Origin of the sequence: Pseudoalteromonas aquimarina (genome assembly GCF_049257255.1) — a bacterium.
In the GTDB taxonomy this organism is placed as follows: Bacteria; Pseudomonadota; Gammaproteobacteria; order Enterobacterales; family Alteromonadaceae; genus Pseudoalteromonas.
In genome coordinates this window covers 434680-461175 of sequence record NZ_JBMMUG010000004.1, presented here as the reverse complement: position 1 = coordinate 461175, position 26496 = coordinate 434680, and the positions used below count along the sequence as shown (strand labels likewise).

Sequence of the window (26496 nt, the reverse complement as noted above, 5' to 3'; positions counted from 1 at the left end):
TGAATAACTACTAAATCAAATAGTGTATTTATAGTTATCAAATGAGATGGTTATTTTATGCTTGTACCATAATAATCTTTGTACCAATTAACAAACGCATTAATACCATTTTGTATAGTTGTTTTAGGTGTAAATCCAATTGCTTGTTGCAGCTTAGACGTATCTGCGAATGTTGCAGGCACATCTCCTGCCTGCATAGGTAAAAATTTCTTTTTCGCTTCTTTCCCAGAAGCAATTTCAATTGCCTCAATAAATTTCATTAATTCAATTGGTTTACTATTGCCTATATTATAAAGCCTATAAGGAGTATTGTTCTTGGGTAGAGTATTATGTAAATCAAAGGTATCGCGAGTTGGAATAACATCTTGAATTCGAATAATGCCTTCAACGATGTCGTCTATATAAGTAAAATCACGTTTCATTATTCCATTATTAAAAACTTCTATTTCTCGGTCATTTAAAATTGCATCGCAAAATAAGAAAGGAGCCATATCTGGTCTACCCCAAGGGCCATAAACTGTGAAAAAGCGAAGCCCCGTTGTTGCAAGGTCATAGAGGTGACTGTAGCTGTATGCCATTAATTCATTAGATTTTTTAGTGGCTGCATAAAGTGAAATTGGATGGTCGACAACATCATCTTCAGAAAATGGCATCTTTTCATTCATACCATATACAGAACTGGATGATGCATAAACCAGATGTTCGATTTTGTTATTCCTGCAACCCTCTAATATTGTTGTCATTCCCACAATATTAGAATCAATATAAGCCATAGGGTTATCAATTGAATATCGCACACCAGCCTGTGCAGCAAGATGAATTACACGTTTAAACTTTTCTTTGCAAAATAAGTTTTCAACCCTTTTTCTATCTGAAATGTCCATTTCAATAAATTTAAATTGTTCAAGGTGTGAAATACGATTTAGCCTAGTTTTTTTAAGGTTTACGTCATAATAATTATTCAGATTATCTATACCAATAACTTCATGACCAAGTTGGCATAGTCTTTCTGCCACAAAATTACCAATAAAACCTGCTACACCTGTTACAAGATACTTCAAAGGACCTTCCTGTAATAAATTATAAATTATGTAAGCTAATCGCTGCCAAACAAGTCTCGGGTATACACTTTACTTGCAACATCAGATAAACACGCTTCCATTCGGTTGGCGACAATCACATCAGAGATTTGTTTAAACTCTTCTAAATCACGAATAACGCGTGAATTAAAGAAATATTCATCTTCAAGCACAGGTTCATAAACTACAACTTCAATACCTTTTGCTTTAATGCGTTTCATAATGCCTTGAATTGAAGAAGCTCTAAAGTTATCTGAGCCTGATTTCATTATTAAGCGGTGAATACCAACAACTTTAGGCTGCCTATTAATGATCGAAAATGCAATATGGTCTTTTCTGACTGTGTTTGATTCAACAATTGAATTGATTAAGGTATTTGGTACATCTTCAAAATTTGCACGTAATTGCTTGGTATCTTTTGGTAAACAATAGCCACCATAGCCAAACGATGGGTTATTATAGTGATTACCAATACGAGAATCTAAACTAACGCCTTGAATAATTTCTCTGGTATCTAAGCCATGACTCTCTGCATAGGTATCAAGCTCATTAAAATAAGATACCCGCATTGCAAGGTAGGTATTAGAGAATAGCTTTACAGCTTCTGCTTCTGTTGAGCCCGTTAGTAAAATATCAATATCTTCTTTTACCGCCCCTTCAGCAAGTAATTCAGCAAAAACTTGTGCTCTTTCAGATTTTTCGCCAACGATAATGCGCGAAGGATACAAATTATCATAAAGCGCCTTCCCTTCTCTTAAAAATTCAGGAGAAAAAAGAATATTACTGGTACATAGTTTTTGTTTTATACGTTTTGTGAAACCAACTGGCACAGTTGATTTAATCACCATAATGGCTGATGGGTTAACTTTGTTTACTTCGTTAATGACCGCTTCCACAGAAGAGGTATTAAATTTATTGGTTATTTCATCATAGTCTGTTGGCGTAGCTATAATGACGTAATCTGCATTTTTAAAAGCCAGCTCTTTATCAGTAGTAGCTTTTAAATCCAATTCTTTATTTGCTAAAAACGATTCAATTTCTGGGTCTGATATTGGGGATTTTTTCTGATTAATTAAATCCACTTTTTCTTGAATTAAATCTAATGCAATGACTGAGTTATGTTGCGCGAGTAGAACAGCATTTGAAAGGCCTACATAGCCAGTTCCCGCAATAGTGATATTCATACTAGACCTTGATTAATACGTAAAATCTTAAAAATTAAGATTATTTGAAAATAATTATCTGCATATTTTAACATACGGAGTTTTATTGCAAATTTATTTTACTATTAATGAACATAAAAAAAGGCCTAGCAAATGCTAAGCCTTATCTGCATAAAAAATAATTAATCAGCGCGACCCATAAACTTCTGTTCAGAGGTATTGATCTTCACTTTATCACCGACTGAAATATGCTCAGGTACTTGGATGATAAGACCTGTCGTCATAGTAGCAGGTTTAGTACGCGCACTTGCTGATGCACCTTTAATTGAAGGTGAAGTATCTTCAATCACTAGTTCAACACTCGATGGTAAATCGATTGAAACAGGGCTACCTTCAACAACAACCACTAATAAACCTTTGGTGTTTTCATCAATAAACAAAAGCTGCTCAGCAATTGATTCTTTATTGATGTTATATGGTGTGTAGTCTTCTTCGTCCATAAATACGTATTCGTCACCGTCTACATAAGATAAGACAGCAGGTCTACGGTTTAAGTCTGCAAAATTAAGCATTTCGTCAGCTTTGAAAGTCTCGTCAACTTTACCACCGTTTACCACATCATACATACGCATGCGGTATAAACTACCACCCGCACGACCTTGTGGTACTGAACGCTCAATATCACGAACAATCATCACGCGACCGTTATAATCAATAGCGGCATGCTTTTTAATTTCACTTGCTTTTGGCATTTGTCATACTCATTGTGTCAATTTATGCAGACCCTACAAAAATATTGGCTGTTAGTAAATAAATAATGGTGAAAATCAAACTTGTATTTTTTGTTAACTTGATTTTTAATTATTTGCCACAATATATGACAGGCAAAGTTAAAAAGTTGTAGAGGACACTATGCAGTTAGTCTCATTAGACTCAAACGATCCAAATGTTATTAGCCTATTTGCAGAAATAGATCGCTTGATGAATTCACTTTATCCAATTGCCAGTGACCAATCATTACCTTTAAGTGAACTAAATCAACCCAATGTACATGCCATTGGGCTTCTTACTGACGAAGGTATCATCGCGTGTGGTGCGATAGTTAAAAAGTTTGAATCTAACCTCTATGGTGAAATCAAACGTGTTTATGTTAAACCAACTCACCGCGGAAAAGGCTTATCACGCCGCATTATGCAAAATCTAATGTATTGGGCAGGTCAAGCTCAAATCCCATTACTCAGACTCGAAACAGGTAGCAAACAAACAGAGTCAATTCATTTGTACGAAAGCCTGGGTTTTACTCGATGTGAGTGTTTTGGTCGTTATCGTGATAACCCGCTAAGCGTATTTATGGAATTACCACTATCGTCTGCAAACTAAAGTTTGATCTAAAGCAGTTTAAATCGGTACAAAAATAATATAATGTGTGAATAATTCAGTTATAACAGGAAGTTATTTTTATGAAATTCGCACATTCTTTACTATTAAGCGCAACTCTCCTCACTCCTCTTTATACTTATGCCGATACATACCCAATTTGGAAACCTGACACACCTTCATTTGATCAAAAGTTTGATTGGGTTAAAACCTCATCAGGGGAATGGCTTAAAGGTGACCTAATCACCATGTATGAAGAAGAACTTGAATTTGATTCAGATGAATTTGGTATTCAAGTGATTGATATTGCAGATGTTGCCGAACTTTACTCTAAGGGTGAACAAAGTATTCGTCTTAATGATGGCACTGTGATTAGTGGCAAGCTTATTATTAAAGATGGCAAGTTTAGTATCGCTCAAAATGGCTCAGAACAATCTTATGCTATGAGTAATTTACTCTCTATCGCCTCTGCTGATGGGAATGAATTAGATTACTGGGATGGAGAGGTAAACTTTGGTACCAACTTCCGCCGCGGTAATTCTGAACAATCTGATTACACAATCAGTGCAGAAGCACAGCGTAGAACATCAACTAGCCGTTTTTCTTCGGAGTTTATCAGTAACTTCAGTGAACGTGTCAGCCAAGAAACCGGTAAAAAAGAAGAAACCACAAATGATCAGCGCTTTACCGCTAACTTCGACTGGTTCTTCTCACCTAGAACCTTTATTAGACTTGCTGACTACGAATACTTTGCTGATGAATTTGGTAATATCGACAGCAGACACACATTTGGTGTGGGTATTGGTTATGAACTAATTGATACTGGTGATTTTTCTTGGGAAGTAAGTGCAGGTCCGAGTTATCAATCAACTAACTACATTAACGTAGAACCTGGTCAGGATGATAACGAAACATCTGGTGTTTTAAACTTGGGCTCAGTAATTCAATGGGATATAACAAAAGATATTGAATTTGATGCAGACTACCAAGTTAAAGTAGTAAGTGAAGACGCTGGTGAATATATACACCGTTTAAAAACAGGATTAGAGGTTGACCTAATTGGTGATTTCGATCTGGACTTATCATTTTATTTAGACCGTATCGAAAACCCAAAACCAACAGGCACATTTACACCGGATAAAAATGACTACCGATTTGTTGTAAGCTTAGGTTATGAATTTTAACTAACAATAATAATATGAAAATTGATTTGTGGTTCGCCACGCCTATATACAGTCACGATCTCCAAGGAGATCGTGCTTTTTTAATCCAACAAGAACTAAAAGCGATTATTCAACAAGAGTATAATCAAATCCTAACACAAGATGATGCTAATGCTCGTTCTTATATACAGTCCCGTCTGCCTGAACATAGGCAAGTACTGCATAAATATGATTTAGTTCATACACATGAGTTTATTTTAGAACAAGCAGCACTCTTTATTAAAAAGCTTAATCCCAAAGCCAAGCATATTGAGATACGAGAAAGCTGGTTTAATTTTTATCGCCCTGGCGATAGCCAAGAAGTGCATACCCATGTTCATCACACTCACCCCTCATTTGTAAGTGGTTCGTTTTATCTTGACGCACCTGAGAATTCTGGCGACATAAAATTTTATCATCCCAACTTTTCAGCACCGATAGCGACAGAGGAAGTAGGCCTTGAAACCTTTGAAGCGTGTTACACTGCCAAACAAAATCGAATTGTGCTATTTCGTTCTCACGTGCCACATAGTGTGATGCCAAATCGCTCAAGCAAAACACGTATTTCTCTCAGTTTTAATGCCTATATCGCGTAATGTGTGTCACATAAAATAACAGTTTAATACTAGGCGCTTAAGCGAAGCGCTTTTAAAATAACAATTACTTTATGTAAGGAATGTTATGAAAAATGTACTGGTGACTGGTGCTACGGGCCTCTTGGGCCGTGCGCTATTTCGGATTTTTACCGAACAAGGGTTTAATGTTATTGGCACAGGTTTTAGCCGTGCAAAGGCACCAATAATTCAACTTGATTTAACAGATAACATTGCTGTTACCGAGCTGTTAAATAGTGCTAGGCCTGACATTATCATTCATGCAGCAGCAGAGCGAAAACCTGATGTATGCGAAAATAACCAAGCACACACAAAGGCGCTAAACCTTGCTGTAACGGAACATTTAGCAAACGAAGCTAAGCGCTTAAATGCCCGTTTATTCTTTATCAGCACAGATTATGTATTTAATGGTAAAGAGGCGCCTTATTTAGAAAACGCAAAAACGAACCCGTTAAACTTTTACGGTGAAACCAAAGAATTGGGTGAACAGATTGTGTTAAGTACAAGCAAAGCCCATACGGTTATACGAGTACCAGTACTATACGGAGACGTCGAATCACTTGATGAGTCAGCCATTACAACCATTGCGCAGCAGGTCAACGATAAACCAATTAGTGCACATGATAACTGGGCTATTCGCTTCCCTACACATGTTGACGATATCGCCTATACATTGGTCGATTTAGTTAAACAGCCAAGTGAGAATACATCAGGTATCTTTCATTTATCAGATGAAAAAGCATATACAAAGTTTGAAATTGCTAAATTATCTGCAGAAATTCTAAATCTGGACACAAAGGGTATTTCACCAATCAATGAACCAAGCCAAATTGCTAACCGACCATATAACTGTGCATTAAAAGATACACGCTTGAGCGCACTTAAGATTCGTCACACACGCTCTTTTAAACAAGCATTTACTGAGATAATAAAAACACATTTAGTCTACTGACCAAAGGGGTGTTTCTCTGAAAGTTTTGTTAGTTGCTCTCGTATTGGTTTAAGCTGCTTTGCATAGAGTGTTAAAGCATGAGCACCGCTGTCTAAACGTGACATGAGTTGAAGGTGTCGCCTGTTTTGACTATCTTCGTCAATATCAGATAAAAATTCGTTTATATTGCTGATAATTAAATGAAAAGATAACCAAACTAAATGCGGGTTCTTTGCGCCATAGCCTTTTAAAATACTAATAGGATTATGGCCGCCACCTGATGCCGACACTCCAATTGCAAAGGCTGGTTTCTGCCCCAACGGAAAGCCTGATGCGGAGCCAAATGCGCTTAGCAACTAAGCATTATGTAATACAGGAGGTAACATGCCTCCCCACTCTGGCGCAATAATCATTAGACCATCACAGTCATATAATCGATTAAGTAATTGTACTTTCTCATACATTAACTGAGGGTCATCTAATGGTTCATAGTGATGAAGTAAAATACATTGTTGGTTCAGATCAATCAGATCCATTGTAATTGTTTAAGATTAATATCTTGTTGCTATAAATTGACCTAGTTTAAAACTATTTGAATTATTACGACCACTGCCACTTATTATCGCTATTTTCATTTAAATTCCCTTAGATATTTTGCATGCAATATACATTTAATATCCAATATTTTTAATTAAAACTTGTTAAAATAACTCACTTAATTTTTTGTACACTCGCTATGTCTTTATCAAATCGTTTGCAAACCATCGTTGATTTTATTGAGCTCAACTATCACCATATTTGGGATACCTGTTGCGATCATGGTTTTTTAGGTAAAGCGCTTTGCAACGTACATCCTGCTAGCACAATCCATTTTGTTGATATTGCAAAGCACATCATGCTAGCGCTCGAGCATAACCTTAAAACACGCTTTCCCAAGTCGAATTGGCTTTGCCATACAATAAGCGTAAATGCTCTACCAATTGTTGATTATCCTGGCAGGCATTTAGTTATCATTGCAGGTGTAGGTGGCGATTTAGCCGCGGAATTTGTTTCAACTATTCAATCTAAATACCCAACAAGAGATATAGACTTTATTATTTGCCCTGTTCATCATTCCTTTTTACTACGCAAACAATTAATTGAATTAGACTTTAGGCTTTTAAAAGAAACACTCGTTGAAGAGAATAATCGATTTTATGAGATCATCTATATATCAAAAATTAGCGCTAAATTAATAAGCCCTGTTGGCGAGAGTATTTGGCAGCATACAAAACCTGATACCGCTTCAAACTATTTAAAACGTCTTGTATCGCATTATGAAAAAGTGGCTTCACACAAAGTTGAATTTAAACCTGCATTAAATGAATACCTCAAAATAACCAACAAATTAAAATCACTTTCTAACAATTAAACCCACCAAGCGAATATTTCGTATATCCAGATTATTTACAGTTAAGTACAATGTCATAAAATATTGTTAGAAGACATTTATGGCTAAGAAAATTCAATACACCTTTAATCACCAACAAAAACTGATTAATTTTGCGCAAGACAAGTATAACTCTATGTTTGAAGCTATTGCAGCTGCAGAGGGCTTTGATATTGCTGATTATTCAAAGATGGAGCATCAAGTTACTTTGTATGCTAAAGATAAAGCGGCAATCCGCAATTTCAGAGATGAGTATTTTAAAAAGTTAGGTGTAACTAACATCACATTTATTAAAGAATAACGATGAATACATTAATCCTTTGTGCAATTATTGCCGCACTTTTACCTTATCTAGCAAAAGCACCTGTTGCAATTGCCATGAATAAACAAGGTGGTTACGACAACCGTCATCCTCGTGCACAGCAAAGTAAATTAACTGGATTTGGTGCCCGAGCACTAGCTGCGCATCAAAATAGTTTTGAATCACTGCTAATTTTTACCATTGCATTAGTGGTGGTGTTTGCAACAAATACCATAACCACTACAACTGAAACACTTGCGATTATCTATATTATTGCACGCGTGCTTTATTGCGTTTGTTACTACGTAAATTGGCATATATTGCGATCGAGCGTATGGTTAGTGGGTTTAATTTGCCCAATCGCAATGATGTTTTTAAGCCTAAATTAATTAGGCTTGCTCACTCAATTTAATACCTGCATCTTCAAGTAGTTTTAAGAATGCAGGTAGTACCTGTAAGTTTTCAAATGCGAGTTCATTTGCCAATTCATTTTTAAGATTTGGTGAAAGCTTAAGCGCCATTTGTAAATCGTCCATCGATTCAGACAAGCGGTTTTCTTGTGCGTAAGCACAGGCACGTTGCCAATAGGCATATCCGTAATCAGCGTCTTCATCGATTGCTTGATTGCAAAGTGCAACCGCTTTATTGGTTTTACCTTGCTCTAATAATGCATCCGCTTTGTATGTGATCGCTTCTACATCATCTGGTTTACGTTTTAAAATTTCGTCATAAATTTCAATTTTAGAATTTACATCGCTTTCTAAATTCGCACGCATCCAAAGTGAATGAACTTCATTGGTAATGGTAATTTTCCGCTGGTTATTGAGAATTTCTTCAGAACGTTCTTTTAATTGGTTTTCAAGCACGCCTAAACGCGTTTCATATTCTTCGGTAATACTTTTTACGCGTTCATTTACAATACTTTCAACTTTATTTTTTACATCACGTAATGAATTCCAACCTACGAGAATTAATATTGTTGCTGTTGCAGTAATAATAAACATCACGTTGTTTATTGTGTCATTAGTGTAATCAAGTGCTCTATCAGCTGCGCTTAATTCCGTGTGTGTAATTTGTTTTGTGGTGTCTTCACGAAGTTTTTGTTGATCTTGACGCAACGATTTTAACTCGTCCAACACATATCGCTCCAACAATGGGCGGTAAAGCGGTTCGTTTAATTCTTTAAGTGCTTTTTCTTGTTGTTGCTCATTCATCGGTTTTGCATCATTGGCTAACACCGTAACACTAAAAATGCTCAAGATAAGAAGAAAGATAAATTTTAATTTCATTAATATAGCCTTATTTTTTCAAGCCACTAATATACATCAAACCGTTATAAGCTACACCCATGTTTTATAACATTGCTATTGATTTACATATTATTTTATAGCGGGTTTTGATAGAGTTTCGGCCATACAAAACTCAAGTTTAGGAAAATAATATGAGCATTCAACGTACCCATACTAATGAACGAATGAGTCGCATTGTGGTACATAACAAAACTGTTTATTTGTGCGGCCAAGTGTGTGCTGATGCAACCAAAGATATCAAAGAGCAAACGCAAACAATGCTAGATAAAGTCGATGCATTACTTATCGAATCAGGTAGCAGTCGCAAACACATGTTAAGTGCAACGGTATACATTAAAGACATGCAATATTTCAAAGAAATGAATGAAGTGTGGGATGCTTGGGTACCTGAAGGGTATGCACCAGCTCGTGCTTGTGTTGAAGCTGCAATGGCGCGTCCTGAATTACTTGTTGAAGTATCAGTGATAGCTGCACAAATAGACTAATTTTAAACACATGGACTTAGTGAATTTTGAAGCTAAGTCTATTTATTTTAAGTTAGGTAGCGAAATAATAAATTTACATCCCTGCTCTTTTGAGTCTGTTAAAACAATTCGCCCGCCAAGTTTATGATGCACAATATTAGAAACAAGCGACAAACCTAATCCTGTCGATCCATCGTTGCGCGTGGTTGTAAAAAACGGGTCAAATACCTTTTTATGTAAGCTATTGTCGATTCCCTTGCCGTTATCTTCGAATATCAGTTCAACTGTATTTTGCTTGTTGGTAATGCCAATAGTAATAACTTTATCAAGGTCATCATCTTTAAATGCATGAGTCAGTGTATTTTGTACTAATTGAATTAACACTTGCGCTAAAAGCCCTTGCTGTGATGTAACCTCCAGTTCTTCTTCGAAATTTAAAACAAGTTGTACGCCATGTTTATTTGCCATTGGTAAAACAGTGTCAGTTACCTGTTTGCAAAACAACGTAATATTGAATGGCTCTGGGGTATCGTTTAACGAAACCATTGAGACCTGCTTAAAACTTTCAACTAAGCGAGATGCTTTTTTAATGTTGTTTTCGGCTAAATTGAGGGTTTTTTGCTGCTCTTCAAAAAATGATTCTAAATGTGTCTTGGTTAGCTTGCCTGACTCAAGAGCAATTGCACCACTTTTAACTTCTTCTAAGGCATGAGAAATTGAGGTAATAACAATACCAAATGGGGTATTTAATTCGTGCGAAATACCTTTTATTAGTTCGCCAAAGGCTGCAAACTTTTCACTTTCAATAAGTGACTCTTGGGATGCTTTTAATGCTTCTAGAGATTGCTCCAGTTCAAAGGTTCTCTCTTCAACCACTTTTTCTAAATTAAGATTGAGTGTTTTCAACTCACTTTCATAATCACATCGTGATTTTGCGTTATATGCCCTGCCATAAATTTCTGCAAGTGTTAGAACAAAGGTCACCTCTTCATCTGACCACTGTTTTATTTCGTCACCTTGATGTTCACAACAGATCACCCCTATCATTTTGCCAAGGTGTCTTATTGGCAAATCTAACATCGATTTAATATTGAGTGGCTTTAAATAATTCTCTGTGAATTCAAAGGTTGCAGGATGCAGTGTGGCATCGTCTGCAATAATGGCTTGCTCTGAGTCAATTGCAGCAAAATAACTGGGGAAATCATGTCTACTTAGTTCTATACCAAGCGAGGGAAACGCCTTACCTTGTTCTAATAGAAATTCACAGAAAATATGATCATCGCGTAACAGCCAAATACTTGCACGGGTAATATCTAAGGCTGTTGTTGCTGCCGATAAAATCTCTTGTGAGGCAGCATGCAAATTGCCACCATCAACGGATTTTGACAGACTCAATTTAAACAATTGCCTTTCAAACTTTGAATGCATAATTGAAGTGGCTTTAAAAACAAATATCTAACACATTATAGCTTAAATTATTCTTAACTATTGAGTTAATGTTAACGTTTGTATACATCTAATAAATTACAAAAATCTCAACCTAAGATTCCTTTTTTGGTTAATTCTTCCATTAATGCTTTGGTACGTTTTCGACATTCATCACGTACTAAGCGCACAGCAGGCGTTATGGACTGACGGCTTGGACACATTAACCAAAGTTCGGTACTTTTGTGAGGATAATTCGTCATTAACGGTACAAGCCTTTGGGCTAATAAATCTTCGGCAATATCAATTAATGATTTAACTGCAATTCCCTTACTTTTTACACACCAACGCCTGACCAAATCACCATCATTGGCGGCTCGCCTTCCTTTCATTTTCACTTTGATTGTTTTGCCGTTTTCTAAAAACTCCCATGTATCGTTTATTCTTTCTTGTAGCTGATAAAACAAACCTTGGTGATATTGCAAATCATTAGGGTGTTCCGGTGCATTATGCTGTTTTAAATAATTCGGTGATGCGCATAATATTCTTGGTACATCACATATTTTAAAGCCGAACATGTTAGTGTCATTCGGCTTGCCATATCGAAGTGCTAAATCAACTGAGTCACGATAAAAATCAATATTGCTATCACTTACATGGCTTCTTACGCTCAGCTTAGGATACCTATCTAATAAATCATCTAACCATGGCATAACCACATTTCGACCTAGATCTGATGAAAGCGCAATGCGCAGCTCCCCTTCAATATCTTTGTTATCGCTTTTTATATTTTGCTTAGCAAGTGAAAGTAAAGATAACGCTTCTTCACATTGCGGTAAAAAGCGCTCTCCTTCTTTTGACAATCGGATACTGCGTGTTGTGCGAATAAACAATTCTGCTCCGAGCTCTGCCTCAACACGTTTAAGCGCGGCGCTCGCTGTTGCTGATTGCAAATCTAAAGATGAAGCAGCCTTAGATATGCTCTTCATTTCAGCGATTTTAACGACCAGCTTTAAATCTTCTACCAACATATTAACTAATATTTTTTGATAATATTTCAAACATTACCTTGTTTTTAATTAGCTAATCAAGCTTTAAACTACATCCTATGTTTACAACAGCTTGTTGTTAGGAGATTTTAATGACACACCCAATAATTACCGATTTAAACCGCCGCTATACAAGTAAACGTTATGATGCGAGCAAAAAAATTTCACAAAGTGATCTAGAAATCATTTTAGAAGCGATACGTCTTTCCCCATCATCCATTAATTCACAGCCTTGGAAGATCATTGTGATTGCGTCGGATGAGGCAAAAGAACGTATGCACAACACGTTTGTTAATAAGTTTCAATTTAATCAGCCACACATTAAAGCTGCATCGCACACACTTTTATTTGCTTATAACCCAAAGTATGCGCGTAGTGACTATGAGAAAGTTATTGATACTGACATCCAAAACGGTCGCACTAAATTAGAAAATAAAGAGCAAGCATTTGGTGCATTTGCTTTTGTTGATTTGAATACTGATGAGGCAGGCAATAACGCACAGTGGACGAAAGCACAAACATACATTGCCCTTGGTAATGCCATGCATACTGTTGCACGTTTAGGCATAGACTCAACACCAATGGAAGGGGTAGATAAAGACATGATAAGCGAATTATTTGCAGAAGAGCTAAATGGATATGTGTGTGAAGTTGCATTAGCAATTGGCTATCATGAGCCAAGTGAAGACTACAACGCATCACTGCCAAAATCACGATTAGCAAAAGACGATGTAATTACTGTTTTATAGTTACAAGTAGCGCATGCTGTTTAAACCCAGCATGCGTTTTATTGTATTAACACCAAGCTAGGCGTTGATTACAACACCCAATTTAAACTCTCATCAACTATTACCCTAAAACTTCAAATCTGTTTTAGATTAACTTGTTACATCCATTCACATTGATGTGGACAGAGGTTTGACCAGACCTAATATTGTCATATAAGGTAGCTATGATAATAAGAAAAACAAAAGGTCACACTATGAATCACCACTTTTCACGCAGAAATTTCTTAAAAGCATCTATTTATGGACTGGGTGCTGCCACCATCGCAATGTCTCTTACAGGCTGTAATAGCGATAATGATAATAAGATTGCTGAGAATGAATTTTCAGTCAGCTTTAATCACGGTGTTGCCAGTGGCGACCCATTAAGTGATGCAATTATTTTATGGACTCGAGTTACACCTGCTGGAACGCCACAAGGTGTTAATCTAACACTGCAAATTGCAGATGATGAAAACTTTGAAGTAAACCTTGTACAACAAACGGTTGTGGCTTTAGCTTCAAATGACTACACAGTTAAAATTGACTTTGCTGGCTTAAATGCTGGCAGCAAATATTACTACCGCTTTGTGACTGAAGATGAAACATCACCGATTGGGCAATTTAAAACGCTACCACAGGGCGCAATCAACAGTGTTAAGTTTGCCGTTATGTCATGTGCAAACTTCCCTGCAGGCTATTTTCATGCGTACGCAGAAGCAGCAAAACTTACTGATATTGATGCAGTATTACACCTTGGGGATTACATTTATGAATACGGTGCAAATGGCTACGCAACTGAAAACGCTGTAGCGTTAGGTCGTGAGCTTGCTTCAGACAATGCCGAAGAAATCATTACTCTTGATGATTACCGTAAGCGTTATGCACTTTATCGCACTGATCCTGCCTTACAACAATTACATGCGAACAGCCCATTTATTGCTGTATGGGACGACCACGAAGTTGCCAACGATGCCTTTAAAAACGGTGCAGAAAACCATAATGAAGGCGAAGGTGACTTCACCGCGCGCAAACTGGCAGCACTACAAGCTTATTTTGAGTGGATGCCAATTCGCCCATATGTAAAAGGTCAAACAGAAAGCTTATACCGTCAATTTGAATTTGGTGATCTGGTATCTCTTTATATGCTTGATACTCGTCATGAAAGTCGTGCAAAACCATTAGATTATGCAAATTATATTGATCCTGTAACAGGTCAAATTGACAGCAACCGATTTATTCTTGATTTAATTGAGCCAACACAAAAGTTAATTGGTATTGATCAGTTAATTTGGCTACAAGATGGCATGATAAATTCAAATGCAAAATGGCAAGTGCTTGGCCAGCAGGTACTTATGAATCGTATGCATATTCCAGCTGAATTACTGGCTGAACTTGCTAACCCAAGCACGCAAACCGCGCAAACTCTGACTGAACTTGCACAAATTAAAGGCCGGTTACTTGCAGGTGATCCTACGTTAACTGAACTTGAAAAAGCACGTGTTATGACTGTTGCACCATACAATTTAGATGCATGGGATGGCTACCCTGTAGAGCGCGAGATGATTTTACAAACAGCACATAGCTTAGATAAAAACCTAATTACACTTGCAGGTGATACCCACAATGCTTGGGGTGGCCCACTTAAAGATGGCAAAGGTAATGTGTGTGGTTATGAATTTGCAACAAGCTCGGTAAGTTCGCCTGGTTTAGAATATTACTTACAACTGCCAGAACAAATGGCGCTGCAATTTGCTGAAGCACTTAAACTGCTTGTTGACGATCTTGAATATGCCAATATACATCAGCGTGGTTTTATGACTGTAACGTTTACCCCTGAAAAAGCGCACAGTGAATGGCACTTGTTATCGAGTGTTCATCAAAGTGAATATCAAATGACTACTCAAGCAACCGAAGTACCCGCAAAATAAAGGGTTTGTTTAAGCTCATTTAACATTTTTCGGTTTAAAAGTGTCAGGCGATTAAGTTGTTGATTAACAGCAGCGATATCGCCTTTTTCTATATTACTTAACATGGTGTTACGCGCTTCTATTTGCAGTGTTTGATAATGCGTAACAATATTCTCAAATACATCATTTGTACTTTCAGAAGCCTCACTGTTTTGTGCTTCGAATACTAAATCCTTTTCCTGAACATCGCTAAGTAACATCGATAGCTCTTCTTGACTTAACAACATATTCATTTGCGCTCTCCTTATTAATTAGGAATAAACAATAGCAGTTGAAAAATTAACCAAATATGAATTTAATCATGTGTTTTGTGTCAGAATTTAAATGATGAAGGTGCTATTAAGCTTTTAATTTGTGGATCAGTAATTACTGGGAAGTCTTCTAGGTCTCGATAACGCCGATAAAGGCTGGTAAAAATTGCTGATCGCGATAACTTATCAAGTTCACGTAAAAAGTCACCGGCGTTACCGGTATGCGCTTTCGCATTAATAGCACAGCAGTGTTGATATTGTTTTATCAAAGCAACTAAACTTGGCTTATTATGCGCTTTTAAAGCATGCTCAGCTTCTATAAAGAATGCAACACCAGACCAATACACACGTTGATGCGCCTTTAACTGCCACATGTTTTCACTGATATCGCTTAGCCGTCCGCTATTTATTTTAGTATTAACTTTACCTCTTGAAAGCCCCGCTTTGATCCGAGTATAAAACTCATCGCGATTAATTAAGTTATTTTTAAACATCACAATATTTTGTAAATAGGTTGCCAGTCCCTCACCTAACCAAAAATCACTGTAATCGAAAAGAGGATGATAAAGATGGGATAACTCGTGATATAGCGTCCAATCGTTTTTTAAACTAACAAGTGAGGCATAACGATTAAAATGAAGTTCAACTGTGTCTGGTGTCCCTCGTACTATTCTTGCCCAAGGTACTGGCTCTGTTGAAAAATAACGCGGTTTTAAATCAAACTGATAGTAACTTTGAAAAGGCTCCCCTAATACCAACTCATTAGATGTTATTCCAAATGAAATCCACTCTTTAATTTTTTGTTGATGTGATAACGAAAGCGCATCTAAATGTTGGTACTTTATGGTTTTTGAACTGCCCAAATTATTAGGTTTAATCGTTGCAAATGAAGATGCACATAATGAAAAAGCTGACAGAATAAGCACTAAATGCCAGCGTAAATTACTCACTCGCTTTTTGGCGGCTTTCTTGCACATGAATTTTTGCCTGAATAAAATCCGCATGAGTAACATACATCAAACCTGCTATTTTTCGTATGAGATGATCTTCATGCCCATCCACAGAGCCATCCGAAAAGGCAACCTGCCAAAGTAATTCTATAATCTCAATACGTTCAATATCGCTGGTGTGTTCATTCACTACGTTAACAAACGAATACAAATCGATGGCCTTTTCAACGAGGCCTTTCGCTTTATCTAATAAATGTGCTGCTGCTTCATAGGGTAAATCACAATATGTGGTCAATATAGTGTGAATATTTTCAACTTCCTCTGATACCACTTTGCCATCAGCACGCATAACTTCAACTAAGAGTGCAGCAAGTCCTGTTTCAAAATCGATAGCTGATTTAGTGTTATTTTGTTGATTGAATGAAGATAACAATGATTTTAAATGTGCTATCAAAATAATACTCCCAAAAATTTAACGTTAGAAGTTAGCCCAACCATTGGGTAATGAAAATTTGTTACTAAATGCAATATCGATTCAGCGTTTTTATTTGCCTAGATGTTTTAGATTAAAATGTATCTCTCACCTCAAAATCAATACCAGCAAAACCTGTATTAATACTGGTAAAAATTGTCCCAGCGAGCGTCGAGTCGCGCTTTAGCATCATCGAGTGTTCGCGCAGAGATGTATTCACCGTCACGTTCTATCAACTCTAATCTTTCGAGCTTTGCAATTGCATCGGCAATTTCAAAGTCTAATGGGCAGTGATATGTTTGTTCAAACCAATTCTCAATTTCGCTATCAAGCGCTTTACTCGTTAGCTGTGCTTTAGAATTTAACAACACGCTGTAAGCGATTATTGCCTCTTTACAATCCTCTTCTTCAGCTGCATCAATTAAGGTGTGAAACACCCCAGCATTATTGTCTAAATTTTTAAAATAGAGGTTATCTGCTAATGCTTTCATAAATTTGATTTTTCTATTTTTAAACTTACTCCACTCTTTAAAAATAAAGCTACCAAATAGTCCTAAGCCTAACCCTAAACTGATTAAATGCTGCTGATTAAACTCAACATTATCATTACGTAGCCCTAACCAGTATGAAATTAACGCAGCAACTAAAATAATTGATGCCCCTAATTTAGTAACCAATACAACTACCCCACCGACTGCCGCTGATGCACCGATAATTACTTTATCAATTGGCCTCATACGCACTTCACTGTTTGGAAACAGCATTTCTAAATCGGCTTTAGGTACATTTTGAAAGAGTTTGATGATGGTAGCACCAGGCTCAAAACCAACTGGCTTTATTTTTTTATTGGCAAAATGTTCTGCATCTTTAAATCGAATAAAAACAGCAACTCTATCGTAATTAGTAAAACTGATGGTTTGTTTTCTAAGTCCCCACCAAGTGCTGAGTGTTTCATTTTTTGTTGATGCACCACGACGATAAAATACCACTTCAGCAAAATCATCAAAGGCCACTTCGAGTCTGACTTTAAACAGTGATTCTTCCGTTAATGCATCTTGCAGATCTTTATCTGTAATGATTTCATAATTTGCTGCATTAAGTATGGATGCAAATTCTTGTGCAAAGGTTTTTTGGCAAGTGAGCTTTTCATCATCGCTAAGGTTAGTTAACAAGTGCGTATCAGCATTTGGGTCAAACGGTGCGTAATTATCTTTTAATACTTCTAAACGCTTGTGATATTCAAAATGAATAACACTGGCAAACAATTCTGCAAATTCGATAAAAGACGGTTGCTCTTCTTTTCTAAAAAGTGACTGACACATGCTGATCACATCAGACTTTCTAAATGGTATAAAACGCTCTAGCGACATAATTTAAGACATACAACAAACCATTTTAAAACTGTACCTTGTTAAAGGGTTGAAACCAACTGCTATAAGAAGTTTCTCGCAACTAAAACCCAAAAGGGCCCACTTTGTGAGCCCTTACATCAAAACTTTTAGTCTACGAACGTTTATCTTTTAACAAAGCAACCAATAACGCAGGTAAAAACGTCAGTGTTAGTAATGTCGACACTAAAATGCCACTCATTACAATAACGCCAACCCCCCGATACAACTCTGTGCCATCACCAGGGATAAGTACCAAAGGGGCAAGACCAAATAATGTCGTTGCTGTTGACATTAAAATGGGCATTAAACGTTTTTCAAGAGCCAGTAAAACGGCTCTTTTTACATTTACGCCATGTTCTACAATTAAGCGCCTTGTTTGGTCGACAATAAGAATAGGATTATTAACGACAGTACCAAGTAAAATTAAGAAACCTAGCATGGTTATCATATCGAAAGGCTGGTGATAGCTACTTAAACCTATCTCTGTAAGTAAAGAATTAACGCCATTTACTAAAACTAAACCAAGTAAACCGCCCGCCATTCCAAGTGGCACTGTTGCCAAAATAAAAAGTGGGTATCGCCAATGAGTAAATATAGCCACCAGCAATAAGTAACTAAGTGCTAAGGCGATTATAAAATTACTCGAAAGAGCTTCCTTTGTTGCTTCAAGCTGATCTGCAGCACCACTGATATTAAGTTTAATACCTTGTGCCAGTTTACCTTGTTGCCAAAGTGTTGGAATGAGCTCATTACGCACTCGTTGCTCTGCAGTTTCAAGCGCTACACTGCGAGGGGGGATAATATACACAGTTACAGTACGATTGCCATCCACTCGACTAATCGAATTGCTATTATTTGAATGGCTTAAATCTGCTAATGCATGTAATGGTAGAACGCTACCATTAGGCGCAACAATTGGCGAACTTGCTAGCTGCGACATGGTTTGTCGATTACCAGCACCGCTGAATAAAAACATATCAATTTTGTCATCATTCAAAATAAATTCATCAACGTATGCCCCATCACTCATCGCTGCGATTGCATAACCAAAGTCAGCATTGTTGATACCAAGCTCTGCCAAACGTTGCCAACGCGGTTTTATTTCAACCAAAGGCTGATCTAACGTTAACGAGCTAGGATCTGAATTTATTTGCGGCTTATCAAATAGTTTATTTGCCTCATCATAAACCGCCTCAGCTGCTGCATATAAATCGGTAATATTACTGCCCGCAATATCCACAGCCACTGCTCGAGTTCCACCATCATTACTGGATATTATTGAGCCACGAGAACTAAAGGCACGCATTTTAGGAAAGCTTTTAAATTTTGTTGTAACTGCTTCCATCATTTGATTGATATGCGCAGGATCTACTGGTGCACTCAAAAACCATATACGTCCAACAGATACTGACATCGAATAATATGCAAGCGGCGGCATATCATCTTTGCCAAGGGTAAAATCGCTACCGTCTTTATTTATGTAGCCATCAAAATACTGGCGCAATTCGCTGCCAATTTTTTCCATTTCTGACAGGTTATAACTTGGCGGCGCTATCATCATTGAAAAGGCTTTGGGCTCTTCCCCTTCAGGTAAGTATTCAGCTGCTGGCATTAAGACAATTGCACTGGCTAAAATAACCACAAAAAAAGCGGTAACACTAATACGAGCTCGTTTAGTATGTTTAATCAGCCAATGAGCTGGAACTAACCAAACCTTTGAAAGAATGAGTTGTTTGCCTTCACTGAGTTGCTCACTTTTACCTATATGTGCAATTGCGCTCGGCACAAGAAAAATTGCCACTAACATAGACGCAATAATTGCCCCGGAGATTGCAATGGCGATATCTGAATAAAGCTGACCTGCTTCTTGTTGCACAAATAAAATTGGCGCAAAAACCATCACCGTTGTGGCTGTAGATGCCAACACAGCAGGCCACACTTCTTTAACCCCATTAATTGCAGCTTTACGCTTACTTATACCTTTTGTCTTGGCTTGCACAATAGCTTCTAGCACCACAATGGTATTATCCACTGTCATGCCGATGGCAAAAGCGACCCCCGCAAGAGAAATAACATTAATTGTTCGACCAAAGAGGCTTAACGCAAAAAATGCAGCAATAGTACACAGTGGAATACCAATAATGCCAACAAGGGTTGCACGCCCTGAACGTAAGAAAAAGTACATCACTAACGTCGCAAGAAGTGCACCTAAGCCAAGATTAAACCACACATTTTTAAGTGAACTTCTGACATACTTAACATCATCACTCATTAACTTCAGTTCTAAGCCATTTTGACTTAGCAGCTGCTGATTAAGCTCATCAACAATCGGTAGCATTGCATCTTTAATTGCTAATACATTAGAGCCACTTTCACGTCTTACCGATAAGCTAAGTGTTCGTTCACCATCCGAGTAAGACATGCTTCTTGTTTCAAAATGATCTAAGCTCACAGAGGCAACATCTTTTAATAAAATATCAACATTGTTTTTGCGTGCAATGATCAGATTTTCGAGTTGTTTTAATGTTTCGAATCGTGCAACAACCCTTAACAAATAGCGGCTTGACCCCGATTCAATGTCTCCCGCTGAGGCATCTTTGTTACGGTTACGAATAGCCGTTCTTAGCTCGGGTAAACTAATTCCACGCTGTGCTAAACGATGTGCATCCACTTTAATTTGAATTTGCCTTTGCGCGCCACCACCGACGCGAACTTCAGACACTCCCGCTACACTCTCCATTCGAGGTCTTACATAATCTTCAGCAAAATCACGTAACAAATCGACATCTAATTTGAGAGGATTTCCTTTTTGCGGTTTCAATGTAAAGTACATAAATGCATTACCCGAAAACGAGCTCGAAAACAGTCTAGGCTGGTCAACATTTTCGGGATAAGCTGGCACTTGGCTTAAAGCATTATTTACACGAATCAGTGCATCATTGGCATCGACACCAAACGGAAATTCAAGCTCAATACTTGCTGAGCCCATTTCACTGTAAGACGTCATACGTGTTAAATTAGCTAAAGATCGTAGATAACGCTCTTGCTCAATAATAATTTCTTTTTCTACATCTTGTGGTGTGGCACCGGGCCAGCCTGTTTGTACAGTAATTGTTCTTACTTCAAGATCAGGGATCATTTGCACAGGAATATTAAGAGCAGTAACTAAACCAAGAATACTGGTAATAAGCACACAAACCGCAACTAAAATCCCACGATTAACTGCTGCAGTTATCATTTAGCACTTCCCCTTACTGATGTAACAGTGACTTGCATACCCTCTTTAAGTGCCTCAACGCCGGAAACCACAAATGCTAAATTGCTAGGCGCGTTAATTACCGCGACTATATCCGCTTTTTCATCAACTATTTGAATTAGATGACGTTTGGCTACATTCTCAGTTACCGAATAAACACTATAACCACCATCAGGGTGATGCTTTATTGCTGCTTTTGGTAACCAAATTTGTTGTTGCCCAGCTGAAAATCGAATTAAAGCCCGTGCTGATACCCCTGAAATTAAACCTTTGTTATTAGTAATATCGGCAAATACAGTGAAAGTACGTGACATTTCATCTGCTGCTGCAATGACTTGTGATATCGGTAATTCAATAGGTGCAAAATTTGAAAGCTCAGGAGATACTAAAACCGTAAGTTGGTTTTCCTGAAACTTTGAAAAATATTCCTGTGGTACTGCTAACTCAAGCCTAAGTTTGTCATTTGCTACAATAGAAAATGCCGGTGATTGGGGTGTGATCCATTCCCCAACTTCCACATGTCTTTTACTTATAACCCCACTAAATGGTGCAGTTAAACGGTGTCTATTCACTACCTCTTGTTGCTCTTCAAAAACAGCTTTTGAAACTGCCAGTTGAGCTTCAGCTTTAGCTTTAGCTGCTGCTCTTTCAGCAATTAGTGTTTTGGCTACTACTTGCTGTTTTGATAATGAAAGTACCTCTTGATATAAGCGTACTGCCTCTTGATGCGCTATTTTAGATGCTTCAAGGGTGGCTTTTGCTTGTGCTAATTGTGCTATAGCAAGCGAATTATTTAATTCAAGCAACGGGTCTCCGTGTTTAACATTTTGTCCGGCTTCTACAAAAATATGCGCAATTACACCTTGTTCTAATACAGTCACATTTGCTTGTTGTTTTGATTTTATAGTGCCTGAAAGTGCCAGCGGCTCTGTTACTTGGCTTACATCAGGATAGATTAAATCCACAGATGTCTCTTTTGCCGTGAGCGATAAGCTTATCAGCAGAAACAAAGCATAAAAGCCATGTTTAAAATTCAGTGTGTTCATAACTTTACTTTTTATAAATGATAATTATTTGCATCTATTCTAGCTGTTAGTAAAATAATGCCAATTTGTTTGCGATAAACAGCATGCTTTTGTCGCTTAATTGTTTGCGGCAATCAAAAGAGTTAACCTTTCGGATTTAAATAAAATTTATCAATAATAATAGAAGCACAATACATGACAATCACACTAAACGATCACGATAAACAGCTATGCATTGAGAAGTTACAAAACTATTTTGAAGCAGAGTTAGATACAGAATTAGGTCAATTCGATGCAGATTTTTTACTGGATTTTATCGCTAAAGAAATCGCAGCGTCTTTTTATAATCAAGGCCTTTATGACGCACAAACATTACTGCAAAGTAAAATTGATACACTTTATGATGGCTTTGGTGAACTTGAAAAGCCGGTGCGATAAACGAATTATTAATTTAATTCATATGCAAATCGGTTTTGTAAATTTTAAAATAGCAATAATTTTACTAGTTAAGACAGCTTTATGATTATTTCACAGCATCAACATGACTTAGATACACCCACAGGTGTAATGCGTACCTATCGTTACTCTCCTGCTATAACGGGCAATTATCCGTGCTTAATTTTTTATTCTGAAATTTTTCAACAAACAGCGCCTATCGCACGTTCTGCAAAAATATTAGCCAGTCATGGATTTCATGTATTAGTGCCTGAGGTATTTCATGAGCTAAATCCGATAGGTACAGTGCTTGGTTACGATGATGATGGCAAGGACAAAGGTAATAATGACAAGTGGACCAAACCTCTTGAATCACATGACAGCGATACAGTTGCGCTAATTGAATTTGCAAAAACGCTCGAAGGTTGTAATGGTAATGTTGGTGCGATTGGCGTATGCATTGGCGGCCATCTTGCTTATCGAGCAGCACTTAATGGCAATATTAAATCGGCATTTTGTTTATATGCAACCGATATTCACAGCGATACTTTACCTGCTAATAGTGGCAATAATTCGTTAGAACGCATCAAAGATATTCAAGGCGAAATTCACTTTATTTTTGGCAAACAAGACCCCCATGTACCTGTTGAAGGAAGAATCAAACTCTACCAAGCGTGCCAGCAAAGCGGTATCAATTTTAACTGGCAAGAAGTAAATGCACAGCACGCCTTTATGCGTGATGAAGGTGACCGCTATGATGCCGCTCTTGCAATCACCATGTATCAACAAGCGGTGGCACTTTTTAATCGTACATTAGCATAAACGCCGCAAAAGTTAGATTAATGTAGTAAACAGGTTTAGTTTGCTACATTATTAACGTTCGTTTAACCTTTTATTACAGTCGCTTACACTTTCCGACGAAGTATTACATTAGAAGCATTTACCCCATACATTTACCCCCCTAAACTGCCCAAACGTACTAAAAGCAGGAACGCTACTTGTGAATACTCTCTCAACTTTTTCATCAAATCACTCATCAAGCACTGTTGTTAAATGGAACTTAATTTATATTCTTGCGGTGATTGCTGTTTGTCTTATGGTTAATCTAAGCGTCCGTTTAGATTATTATTTCCTAAAAGGGATCCCTGAACTATCAATGACTGAAACCCTTCAGGGATTAGCACTAATCTTTATTAATATTTTGTTTTATAAAGCGATTAAAATTAGCAATATTGGCTCTGGCAGCTTATTGGTTTTTGGCTTTTTTACAGCACTTTTCATTCGTGAATGTGATTTTTGGTTCGATAAAATAAGCCACGGCTTTTGGCTTTATCCTGCATTGATTTCTACTTTGTCTGTTCTTTATCTTTTTTCTAGAAAACGAAAACAAGGTCTGCGTGAATTTGTCAATTTATTAAAACTGCCTGCAATGAGTAAGGTGATTGTCGGCGTAGTGGTTTTAGTTATTTTTAGTCGTATTTTTGGTACGGGTAGTTTTTGGCGAGAGGTAGTTAGCCAAGATGCTTTTGTCGTAAAAACAATCATCCAAGAAGGCTTAGAACTACTTTGCTATTGCTTTATCTCAATAGGTGCATGGGAAACCTATCAACAGGCTAAAATGGCCAATACACCAAACTGTAATAACCGATAACTATTTCTGTGTGTTTGGTAAATAACACGCATCAAATGATTGCTCATTTAAGAGGGTTTCAATGGTCGAGTGGCTAATTGAAAACTCCTCTTTGAGCATTGCCTTAACTAAATTAAGATCCTGATCAGTGAGTTCAATATTTGCTTCTAGATGAAGTGTATTATCATCCAATTGCCACACATGCAGATGATGCACTGCTTTTACATTTTTAAGTGTAAGTAATGCCTGATGCACTGCATCAACATCGATTTCTGAAGACGTACCTTGCATTAAGATAACAATGCTTTGTTTGGCAAAGCCAATTCCGTGATAAATCACATAAATGGATATAACAATTGTTGCGATTAAATCGACCAAGTACCATTGGTAAAGAATAATCAAACTGCCTGACACAATCACAACAAGGGATGCAAAAGCATCTGATAAGTTATGTACAAAAGCGGCTTTTAAATTTAAGTTAGTTTTAGCACCTGCTTTGTAAGTTAACCAAGCCGTTACTGCATCAATAACAAGCGCAATCGCCGCAATATAAACCACTATCCAGCCATCCACCGGTTTAGGTTCTAAAAACTGTGTTATTGCCTCATAAATTAAATAGGCTCCCACTACAATCAATGTTGAGCTATTGATTAATGCACCAATAATTTCAGCACGTTTATAGCCAAAACTCATGGTACTTGAAGCAGGTTTACGCGCAATACGCCTCGCAATTATTGCAATAACTATAGCGCCAGCATCACTTAAATTGTGAAGGGCATCTGCAACTAACGCCATACTGCCTGCAAGTACACCACCAACAATTTGTGCAATGGTTAATACAATGTTTATCGCAACAGCCCAGGACAGTTGTTTATCGCCATGGTGATGATGGTGGTGCGAATGCGACATAAAGTATCCTATATAATTTTCACAATGCTAAACTTACTTTACGCGATACATTGTTTGGTTACACCGCTTTTGTAACATAAGTAACATAAATCATCTCACTGAGTTATTTACTACATTGTTTAATTTAAGTTTAACGCTTGCTAAGTAACAACAATTTATTAATTACTATATTGTTTTTTCATTGTTAATGTATATATCGCTTTTTAAATTGATTTTTCAAAAGGCAAATCACAGATTACATCAGCAAAAATGCTCACTATGTATATACTTTTACAATAACGTTATTGCTAAGTGGCCGCTATGTTTAAACTCTGTATTGCACTCTTTTTCAGCTTTTATTCATTGAGTGTAGTTGCCTTAGATAGCGTAAAACCAATTGAATGTAATACACCTCTTAAGTTATCAATTACCAATGATTGGTACCCTTATGTTCGTTATTCACAGTATGAAGAACCAAGCGGTGTTGATGTCGAGCTTTTAAGAAAGGTATTGCTTGAGATGGATTGTGATTTAATCGTTTTACAATTTCCTGAAAGGCGGAGTTTATTTGAATTGAGCATGGGTAATTTTGATATTGCGCTTGGTGCAAGTAAAAACCCTGAAAGAGAGGCAGATTTCCATTTTTCTAAAAAATACCGTATTGAACGAAATCGCTTTGCTTATCGACAAAACGATAGCAGTCTACAAAGCGTCATTTCTCTTAAAGAGATTATTAAAAATCGTAAACTCATAGGTGTTAACCTTGCTGGCTGGTACGGTGATGAATTAGAACATGCCAAAAAAGACTATAACGGTTTTATTTTTTCTGAAACCACCATCAAACGCCTTGAAATGTTGGCTAAAAATCGCGTTGATATTGTGATTGATGATGACGTTGTTCTTTGCAGTGAAATAACCCGTCAAAATCATAAAAACGTTAATATTCACCCTTTACTACTCTCACAAGCTGATATTCATTTTATTTTCAATAAACAGAGTATTTCGCCAACATTCATGGCGCAGTTCAACAAGGCGCTTGAAACAGTACTTGCCAGCGGTGAACTTGATTCATTATTTAGTGATTTTGTTTCTTCAACTTGCAGCAATTTACTTCATTAGC

The 26496-nt window shown here is 37.2% G+C and carries 29 protein-coding genes; 14 read left to right on the top strand and 15 right to left on the bottom strand.

What is annotated here, in order from left to right:
• Positions 1 to 50: 50 nt before the first annotated feature.
• From AAEU29_RS12810 to efpL, 3 genes are all read right to left on the bottom strand, one after another.
• Positions 51 to 1061, bottom strand: a complete 1011-nt coding sequence (locus AAEU29_RS12810; RefSeq protein ID WP_421973712.1) for an NAD-dependent epimerase — start codon at positions 1059 to 1061, stop codon at positions 51 to 53.
• A 35-nt stretch (positions 1062 to 1096) separates the two neighbouring features.
• The gene (locus AAEU29_RS12805; protein WP_421973711.1) at positions 1097 to 2263 is read right to left on the bottom strand and encodes a nucleotide sugar dehydrogenase; all 1167 of its coding nucleotides are present in this window, start codon (positions 2261 to 2263) and stop codon (positions 1097 to 1099) included.
• 161 nt (positions 2264 to 2424) lie between these two features.
• Positions 2425 to 2994 (bottom strand): elongation factor P-like protein EfpL, encoded by a 570-nt coding sequence (gene efpL, locus AAEU29_RS12800; protein WP_421973710.1) that lies wholly within the window; start codon positions 2992 to 2994, stop codon positions 2425 to 2427.
• Between the two features lie 160 nt (positions 2995 to 3154).
• Between efpL and AAEU29_RS12795 the strand changes: the two genes are divergently transcribed.
• From AAEU29_RS12795 to AAEU29_RS12780, 4 genes are all read left to right on the top strand, one after another.
• Entirely contained in the window at positions 3155 to 3622 is a 468-nt protein-coding gene (locus AAEU29_RS12795; protein ID WP_421973709.1) for a GNAT family N-acetyltransferase, read from the top strand.
• A gap of 80 nt (positions 3623 to 3702) precedes the next feature.
• Positions 3703 to 4803 (top strand): DUF481 domain-containing protein, encoded by a 1101-nt coding sequence (locus tag AAEU29_RS12790; protein WP_421973708.1) that lies wholly within the window; start codon positions 3703 to 3705, stop codon positions 4801 to 4803.
• A 14-nt stretch (positions 4804 to 4817) separates the two neighbouring features.
• Positions 4818 to 5417, top strand: a complete 600-nt coding sequence (locus tag AAEU29_RS12785) for a TIGR02466 family protein (protein ID WP_421973707.1) — start codon at positions 4818 to 4820, stop codon at positions 5415 to 5417.
• 85 nt (positions 5418 to 5502) lie between these two features.
• The gene (locus tag AAEU29_RS12780) at positions 5503 to 6387 is read left to right on the top strand and encodes a dTDP-4-dehydrorhamnose reductase family protein (protein WP_421973706.1); all 885 of its coding nucleotides are present in this window, start codon (positions 5503 to 5505) and stop codon (positions 6385 to 6387) included.
• Here AAEU29_RS12780 and AAEU29_RS12775 read toward each other — a convergent pair.
• Complete coding sequence (locus tag AAEU29_RS12775; RefSeq protein WP_421973705.1) at positions 6381 to 6686, bottom strand: hypothetical protein; 306 nt, start codon at positions 6684 to 6686, stop codon at positions 6381 to 6383. The two genes, AAEU29_RS12780 and AAEU29_RS12775, sit on opposite strands and share 7 nt — an antisense overlap.
• A 36-nt stretch (positions 6687 to 6722) precedes the next feature.
• Complete coding sequence (locus AAEU29_RS12770) at positions 6723 to 6902, bottom strand: NADPH-dependent FMN reductase family protein (protein ID WP_421973704.1); 180 nt, start codon at positions 6900 to 6902, stop codon at positions 6723 to 6725.
• A gap of 200 nt (positions 6903 to 7102) precedes the next feature.
• Between AAEU29_RS12770 and AAEU29_RS12765 the strand changes: the two genes are divergently transcribed.
• The 3 genes from AAEU29_RS12765 (at position 7103) to AAEU29_RS12755 (ending at position 8485) form a co-directional block, all read left to right on the top strand.
• Positions 7103 to 7777 (top strand): tRNA (adenine(22)-N(1))-methyltransferase, encoded by a 675-nt coding sequence (locus tag AAEU29_RS12765; protein ID WP_421973703.1) that lies wholly within the window; start codon positions 7103 to 7105, stop codon positions 7775 to 7777.
• Between the two features lie 79 nt (positions 7778 to 7856).
• A complete protein-coding gene (locus AAEU29_RS12760; protein WP_274759988.1) occupies positions 7857 to 8096 on the top strand; it encodes a DUF2960 family protein in 240 nt (79 codons plus the stop codon).
• A gap of 2 nt (positions 8097 to 8098) precedes the next feature.
• Positions 8099 to 8485 carry an MAPEG family protein gene (locus AAEU29_RS12755; RefSeq protein ID WP_421973702.1) on the top strand — a complete coding sequence of 129 codons (387 nt, stop codon included), beginning with the start codon at positions 8099 to 8101 and terminating at the stop codon, positions 8483 to 8485.
• Here AAEU29_RS12755 and AAEU29_RS12750 read toward each other — a convergent pair whose 3' ends face one another.
• Entirely contained in the window at positions 8486 to 9385 is a 900-nt protein-coding gene (locus tag AAEU29_RS12750; protein WP_274759986.1) for a TPR end-of-group domain-containing protein, read from the bottom strand.
• 152 nt (positions 9386 to 9537) lie between these two features.
• Here AAEU29_RS12750 and AAEU29_RS12745 point away from each other — a divergent pair, with 152 nt between their 5' ends.
• On the top strand, positions 9538 to 9891 hold the full coding sequence (locus AAEU29_RS12745; RefSeq protein ID WP_274759985.1) for a RidA family protein: 354 nt from the start codon (positions 9538 to 9540) through the stop codon (positions 9889 to 9891).
• Positions 9892 to 9933: 42 nt separating this feature from the next.
• Here the strand turns inward: AAEU29_RS12745 and AAEU29_RS12740 are convergent, their stop codons facing one another.
• The gene (locus AAEU29_RS12740) at positions 9934 to 11298 is read right to left on the bottom strand and encodes a sensor histidine kinase (protein ID WP_421973701.1); all 1365 of its coding nucleotides are present in this window, start codon (positions 11296 to 11298) and stop codon (positions 9934 to 9936) included.
• Between the two features lie 107 nt (positions 11299 to 11405).
• Positions 11406 to 12326, bottom strand: coding sequence for a LysR family transcriptional regulator (locus tag AAEU29_RS12735; protein ID WP_421973799.1), 921 nt, complete (start codon positions 12324 to 12326; stop codon positions 11406 to 11408).
• Between the two features lie 110 nt (positions 12327 to 12436).
• On the opposite strand from AAEU29_RS12735, the gene AAEU29_RS12730 reads away from it, so the two are divergent.
• Together AAEU29_RS12730 and AAEU29_RS12725 are read left to right on the top strand one after the other, a co-directional pair.
• Positions 12437 to 13093 (top strand): nitroreductase family protein, encoded by a 657-nt coding sequence (locus AAEU29_RS12730; protein ID WP_421973700.1) that lies wholly within the window; start codon positions 12437 to 12439, stop codon positions 13091 to 13093.
• 233 nt (positions 13094 to 13326) lie between these two features.
• Positions 13327 to 15039 (top strand): alkaline phosphatase D family protein, encoded by a 1713-nt coding sequence (locus tag AAEU29_RS12725; protein WP_421973699.1) that lies wholly within the window; start codon positions 13327 to 13329, stop codon positions 15037 to 15039.
• Here AAEU29_RS12725 and AAEU29_RS12720 read toward each other — a convergent pair.
• From AAEU29_RS12720 to AAEU29_RS12695, 6 genes are all read right to left on the bottom strand, one after another.
• Positions 15012 to 15311 (bottom strand): hypothetical protein, encoded by a 300-nt coding sequence (locus AAEU29_RS12720; protein ID WP_421973698.1) that lies wholly within the window; start codon positions 15309 to 15311, stop codon positions 15012 to 15014. The genes AAEU29_RS12725 and AAEU29_RS12720 overlap by 28 nt on opposite strands.
• A gap of 80 nt (positions 15312 to 15391) precedes the next feature.
• A complete protein-coding gene (locus AAEU29_RS12715) occupies positions 15392 to 16306 on the bottom strand; it encodes a hypothetical protein (RefSeq protein ID WP_421973697.1) in 915 nt (304 codons plus the stop codon).
• The gene (locus AAEU29_RS12710) at positions 16272 to 16733 is read right to left on the bottom strand and encodes a tellurite resistance TerB family protein (protein ID WP_421973696.1); all 462 of its coding nucleotides are present in this window, start codon (positions 16731 to 16733) and stop codon (positions 16272 to 16274) included. Before AAEU29_RS12710 ends, AAEU29_RS12715 begins: the two co-directional genes overlap by 35 nt.
• A 158-nt stretch (positions 16734 to 16891) precedes the next feature.
• Positions 16892 to 18121 carry a TMEM143 family protein gene (locus AAEU29_RS12705; protein ID WP_421973695.1) on the bottom strand — a complete coding sequence of 410 codons (1230 nt, stop codon included), beginning with the start codon at positions 18119 to 18121 and terminating at the stop codon, positions 16892 to 16894.
• A gap of 133 nt (positions 18122 to 18254) precedes the next feature.
• Positions 18255 to 21380: an efflux RND transporter permease subunit gene (locus AAEU29_RS12700; RefSeq protein ID WP_421973694.1), complete on the bottom strand. Its 3126-nt coding sequence runs from the start codon at positions 21378 to 21380 to the stop codon at positions 18255 to 18257.
• The gene (locus AAEU29_RS12695) at positions 21377 to 22444 is read right to left on the bottom strand and encodes an efflux RND transporter periplasmic adaptor subunit (RefSeq protein ID WP_421973693.1); all 1068 of its coding nucleotides are present in this window, start codon (positions 22442 to 22444) and stop codon (positions 21377 to 21379) included. Before AAEU29_RS12695 ends, AAEU29_RS12700 begins: the two co-directional genes overlap by 4 nt.
• Before the next feature lie 174 nt (positions 22445 to 22618).
• Here AAEU29_RS12695 and AAEU29_RS12690 point away from each other — a divergent pair, with 174 nt between their 5' ends.
• The 3 genes from AAEU29_RS12690 to AAEU29_RS12680 all read left to right on the top strand — a co-directional run bounded on the left by AAEU29_RS12690 (position 22619) and on the right by AAEU29_RS12680 (position 24509).
• A complete protein-coding gene (locus tag AAEU29_RS12690; RefSeq protein WP_421973692.1) occupies positions 22619 to 22861 on the top strand; it encodes a DUF2164 domain-containing protein in 243 nt (80 codons plus the stop codon).
• An 81-nt stretch (positions 22862 to 22942) separates the two neighbouring features.
• Entirely contained in the window at positions 22943 to 23680 is a 738-nt protein-coding gene (locus AAEU29_RS12685; protein ID WP_421973691.1) for a dienelactone hydrolase family protein, read from the top strand.
• 178 nt (positions 23681 to 23858) lie between these two features.
• Entirely contained in the window at positions 23859 to 24509 is a 651-nt protein-coding gene (locus AAEU29_RS12680; RefSeq protein ID WP_421973690.1) for a hypothetical protein, read from the top strand.
• On the opposite strand, the gene AAEU29_RS12675 is transcribed toward AAEU29_RS12680, so the two are convergent.
• Positions 24510 to 25397, bottom strand: coding sequence for a cation diffusion facilitator family transporter (locus AAEU29_RS12675; protein WP_421973689.1), 888 nt, complete (start codon positions 25395 to 25397; stop codon positions 24510 to 24512).
• Between the two features lie 300 nt (positions 25398 to 25697).
• Here AAEU29_RS12675 and AAEU29_RS12670 point away from each other — a divergent pair, with 300 nt between their 5' ends.
• Positions 25698 to 26495 carry a substrate-binding periplasmic protein gene (locus tag AAEU29_RS12670; protein ID WP_421973688.1) on the top strand — a complete coding sequence of 266 codons (798 nt, stop codon included), beginning with the start codon at positions 25698 to 25700 and terminating at the stop codon, positions 26493 to 26495.
• The last annotated feature ends 1 nt before the right edge of the window (position 26496 follow it).

What these genes read in the sequence shown, in the direction of transcription:
- AAEU29_RS12805 (WP_421973711.1), bottom strand. Translation starts at nt 2,263, where the DNA reads ATGAATATCACTATTGCGGGAACTGGCTATGTAGGCCTTTCAAATGCT.
- efpL (WP_421973710.1), bottom strand. Translation starts at nt 2,994, where the DNA reads ATGCCAAAAGCAAGTGAAATTAAAAAGCATGCCGCTATTGATTATAAC.
- AAEU29_RS12795 (WP_421973709.1), top strand. Translation starts at nt 3,155, where the DNA reads ATGCAGTTAGTCTCATTAGACTCAAACGATCCAAATGTTATTAGCCTA.
- AAEU29_RS12790 (WP_421973708.1), top strand. Translation starts at nt 3,703, where the DNA reads ATGAAATTCGCACATTCTTTACTATTAAGCGCAACTCTCCTCACTCCT.
- AAEU29_RS12785 (WP_421973707.1), top strand. Translation starts at nt 4,818, where the DNA reads ATGAAAATTGATTTGTGGTTCGCCACGCCTATATACAGTCACGATCTC.
- AAEU29_RS12780 (WP_421973706.1), top strand. Translation starts at nt 5,503, where the DNA reads ATGAAAAATGTACTGGTGACTGGTGCTACGGGCCTCTTGGGCCGTGCG.
- AAEU29_RS12770 (WP_421973704.1), bottom strand. Translation starts at nt 6,902, where the DNA reads ATGGATCTGATTGATCTGAACCAACAATGTATTTTACTTCATCACTAT.
- AAEU29_RS12765 (WP_421973703.1), top strand. Translation starts at nt 7,103, where the DNA reads ATGTCTTTATCAAATCGTTTGCAAACCATCGTTGATTTTATTGAGCTC.
- AAEU29_RS12760 (WP_274759988.1), top strand. Translation starts at nt 7,857, where the DNA reads ATGGCTAAGAAAATTCAATACACCTTTAATCACCAACAAAAACTGATT.
- AAEU29_RS12755 (WP_421973702.1), top strand. Translation starts at nt 8,099, where the DNA reads ATGAATACATTAATCCTTTGTGCAATTATTGCCGCACTTTTACCTTAT.
- AAEU29_RS12750 (WP_274759986.1), bottom strand. Translation starts at nt 9,385, where the DNA reads ATGAAATTAAAATTTATCTTTCTTCTTATCTTGAGCATTTTTAGTGTT.
- AAEU29_RS12745 (WP_274759985.1), top strand. Translation starts at nt 9,538, where the DNA reads ATGAGCATTCAACGTACCCATACTAATGAACGAATGAGTCGCATTGTG.
- AAEU29_RS12740 (WP_421973701.1), bottom strand. Translation starts at nt 11,298, where the DNA reads ATGCATTCAAAGTTTGAAAGGCAATTGTTTAAATTGAGTCTGTCAAAA.
- AAEU29_RS12735 (WP_421973799.1), bottom strand. Translation starts at nt 12,326, where the DNA reads ATGTTGGTAGAAGATTTAAAGCTGGTCGTTAAAATCGCTGAAATGAAG.
- AAEU29_RS12730 (WP_421973700.1), top strand. Translation starts at nt 12,437, where the DNA reads ATGACACACCCAATAATTACCGATTTAAACCGCCGCTATACAAGTAAA.
- AAEU29_RS12725 (WP_421973699.1), top strand. Translation starts at nt 13,327, where the DNA reads ATGAATCACCACTTTTCACGCAGAAATTTCTTAAAAGCATCTATTTAT.
- AAEU29_RS12720 (WP_421973698.1), bottom strand. Translation starts at nt 15,311, where the DNA reads ATGAATATGTTGTTAAGTCAAGAAGAGCTATCGATGTTACTTAGCGAT.
- AAEU29_RS12715 (WP_421973697.1), bottom strand. Translation starts at nt 16,306, where the DNA reads ATGTGCAAGAAAGCCGCCAAAAAGCGAGTGAGTAATTTACGCTGGCAT.
- AAEU29_RS12705 (WP_421973695.1), bottom strand. Translation starts at nt 18,121, where the DNA reads ATGTCGCTAGAGCGTTTTATACCATTTAGAAAGTCTGATGTGATCAGC.
- AAEU29_RS12700 (WP_421973694.1), bottom strand. Translation starts at nt 21,380, where the DNA reads ATGATAACTGCAGCAGTTAATCGTGGGATTTTAGTTGCGGTTTGTGTG.
- AAEU29_RS12695 (WP_421973693.1), bottom strand. Translation starts at nt 22,444, where the DNA reads ATGAACACACTGAATTTTAAACATGGCTTTTATGCTTTGTTTCTGCTG.
- AAEU29_RS12690 (WP_421973692.1), top strand. Translation starts at nt 22,619, where the DNA reads ATGACAATCACACTAAACGATCACGATAAACAGCTATGCATTGAGAAG.
- AAEU29_RS12685 (WP_421973691.1), top strand. Translation starts at nt 22,943, where the DNA reads ATGATTATTTCACAGCATCAACATGACTTAGATACACCCACAGGTGTA.
- AAEU29_RS12675 (WP_421973689.1), bottom strand. Translation starts at nt 25,397, where the DNA reads ATGTCGCATTCGCACCACCATCATCACCATGGCGATAAACAACTGTCC.
- AAEU29_RS12670 (WP_421973688.1), top strand. Translation starts at nt 25,698, where the DNA reads ATGTTTAAACTCTGTATTGCACTCTTTTTCAGCTTTTATTCATTGAGT.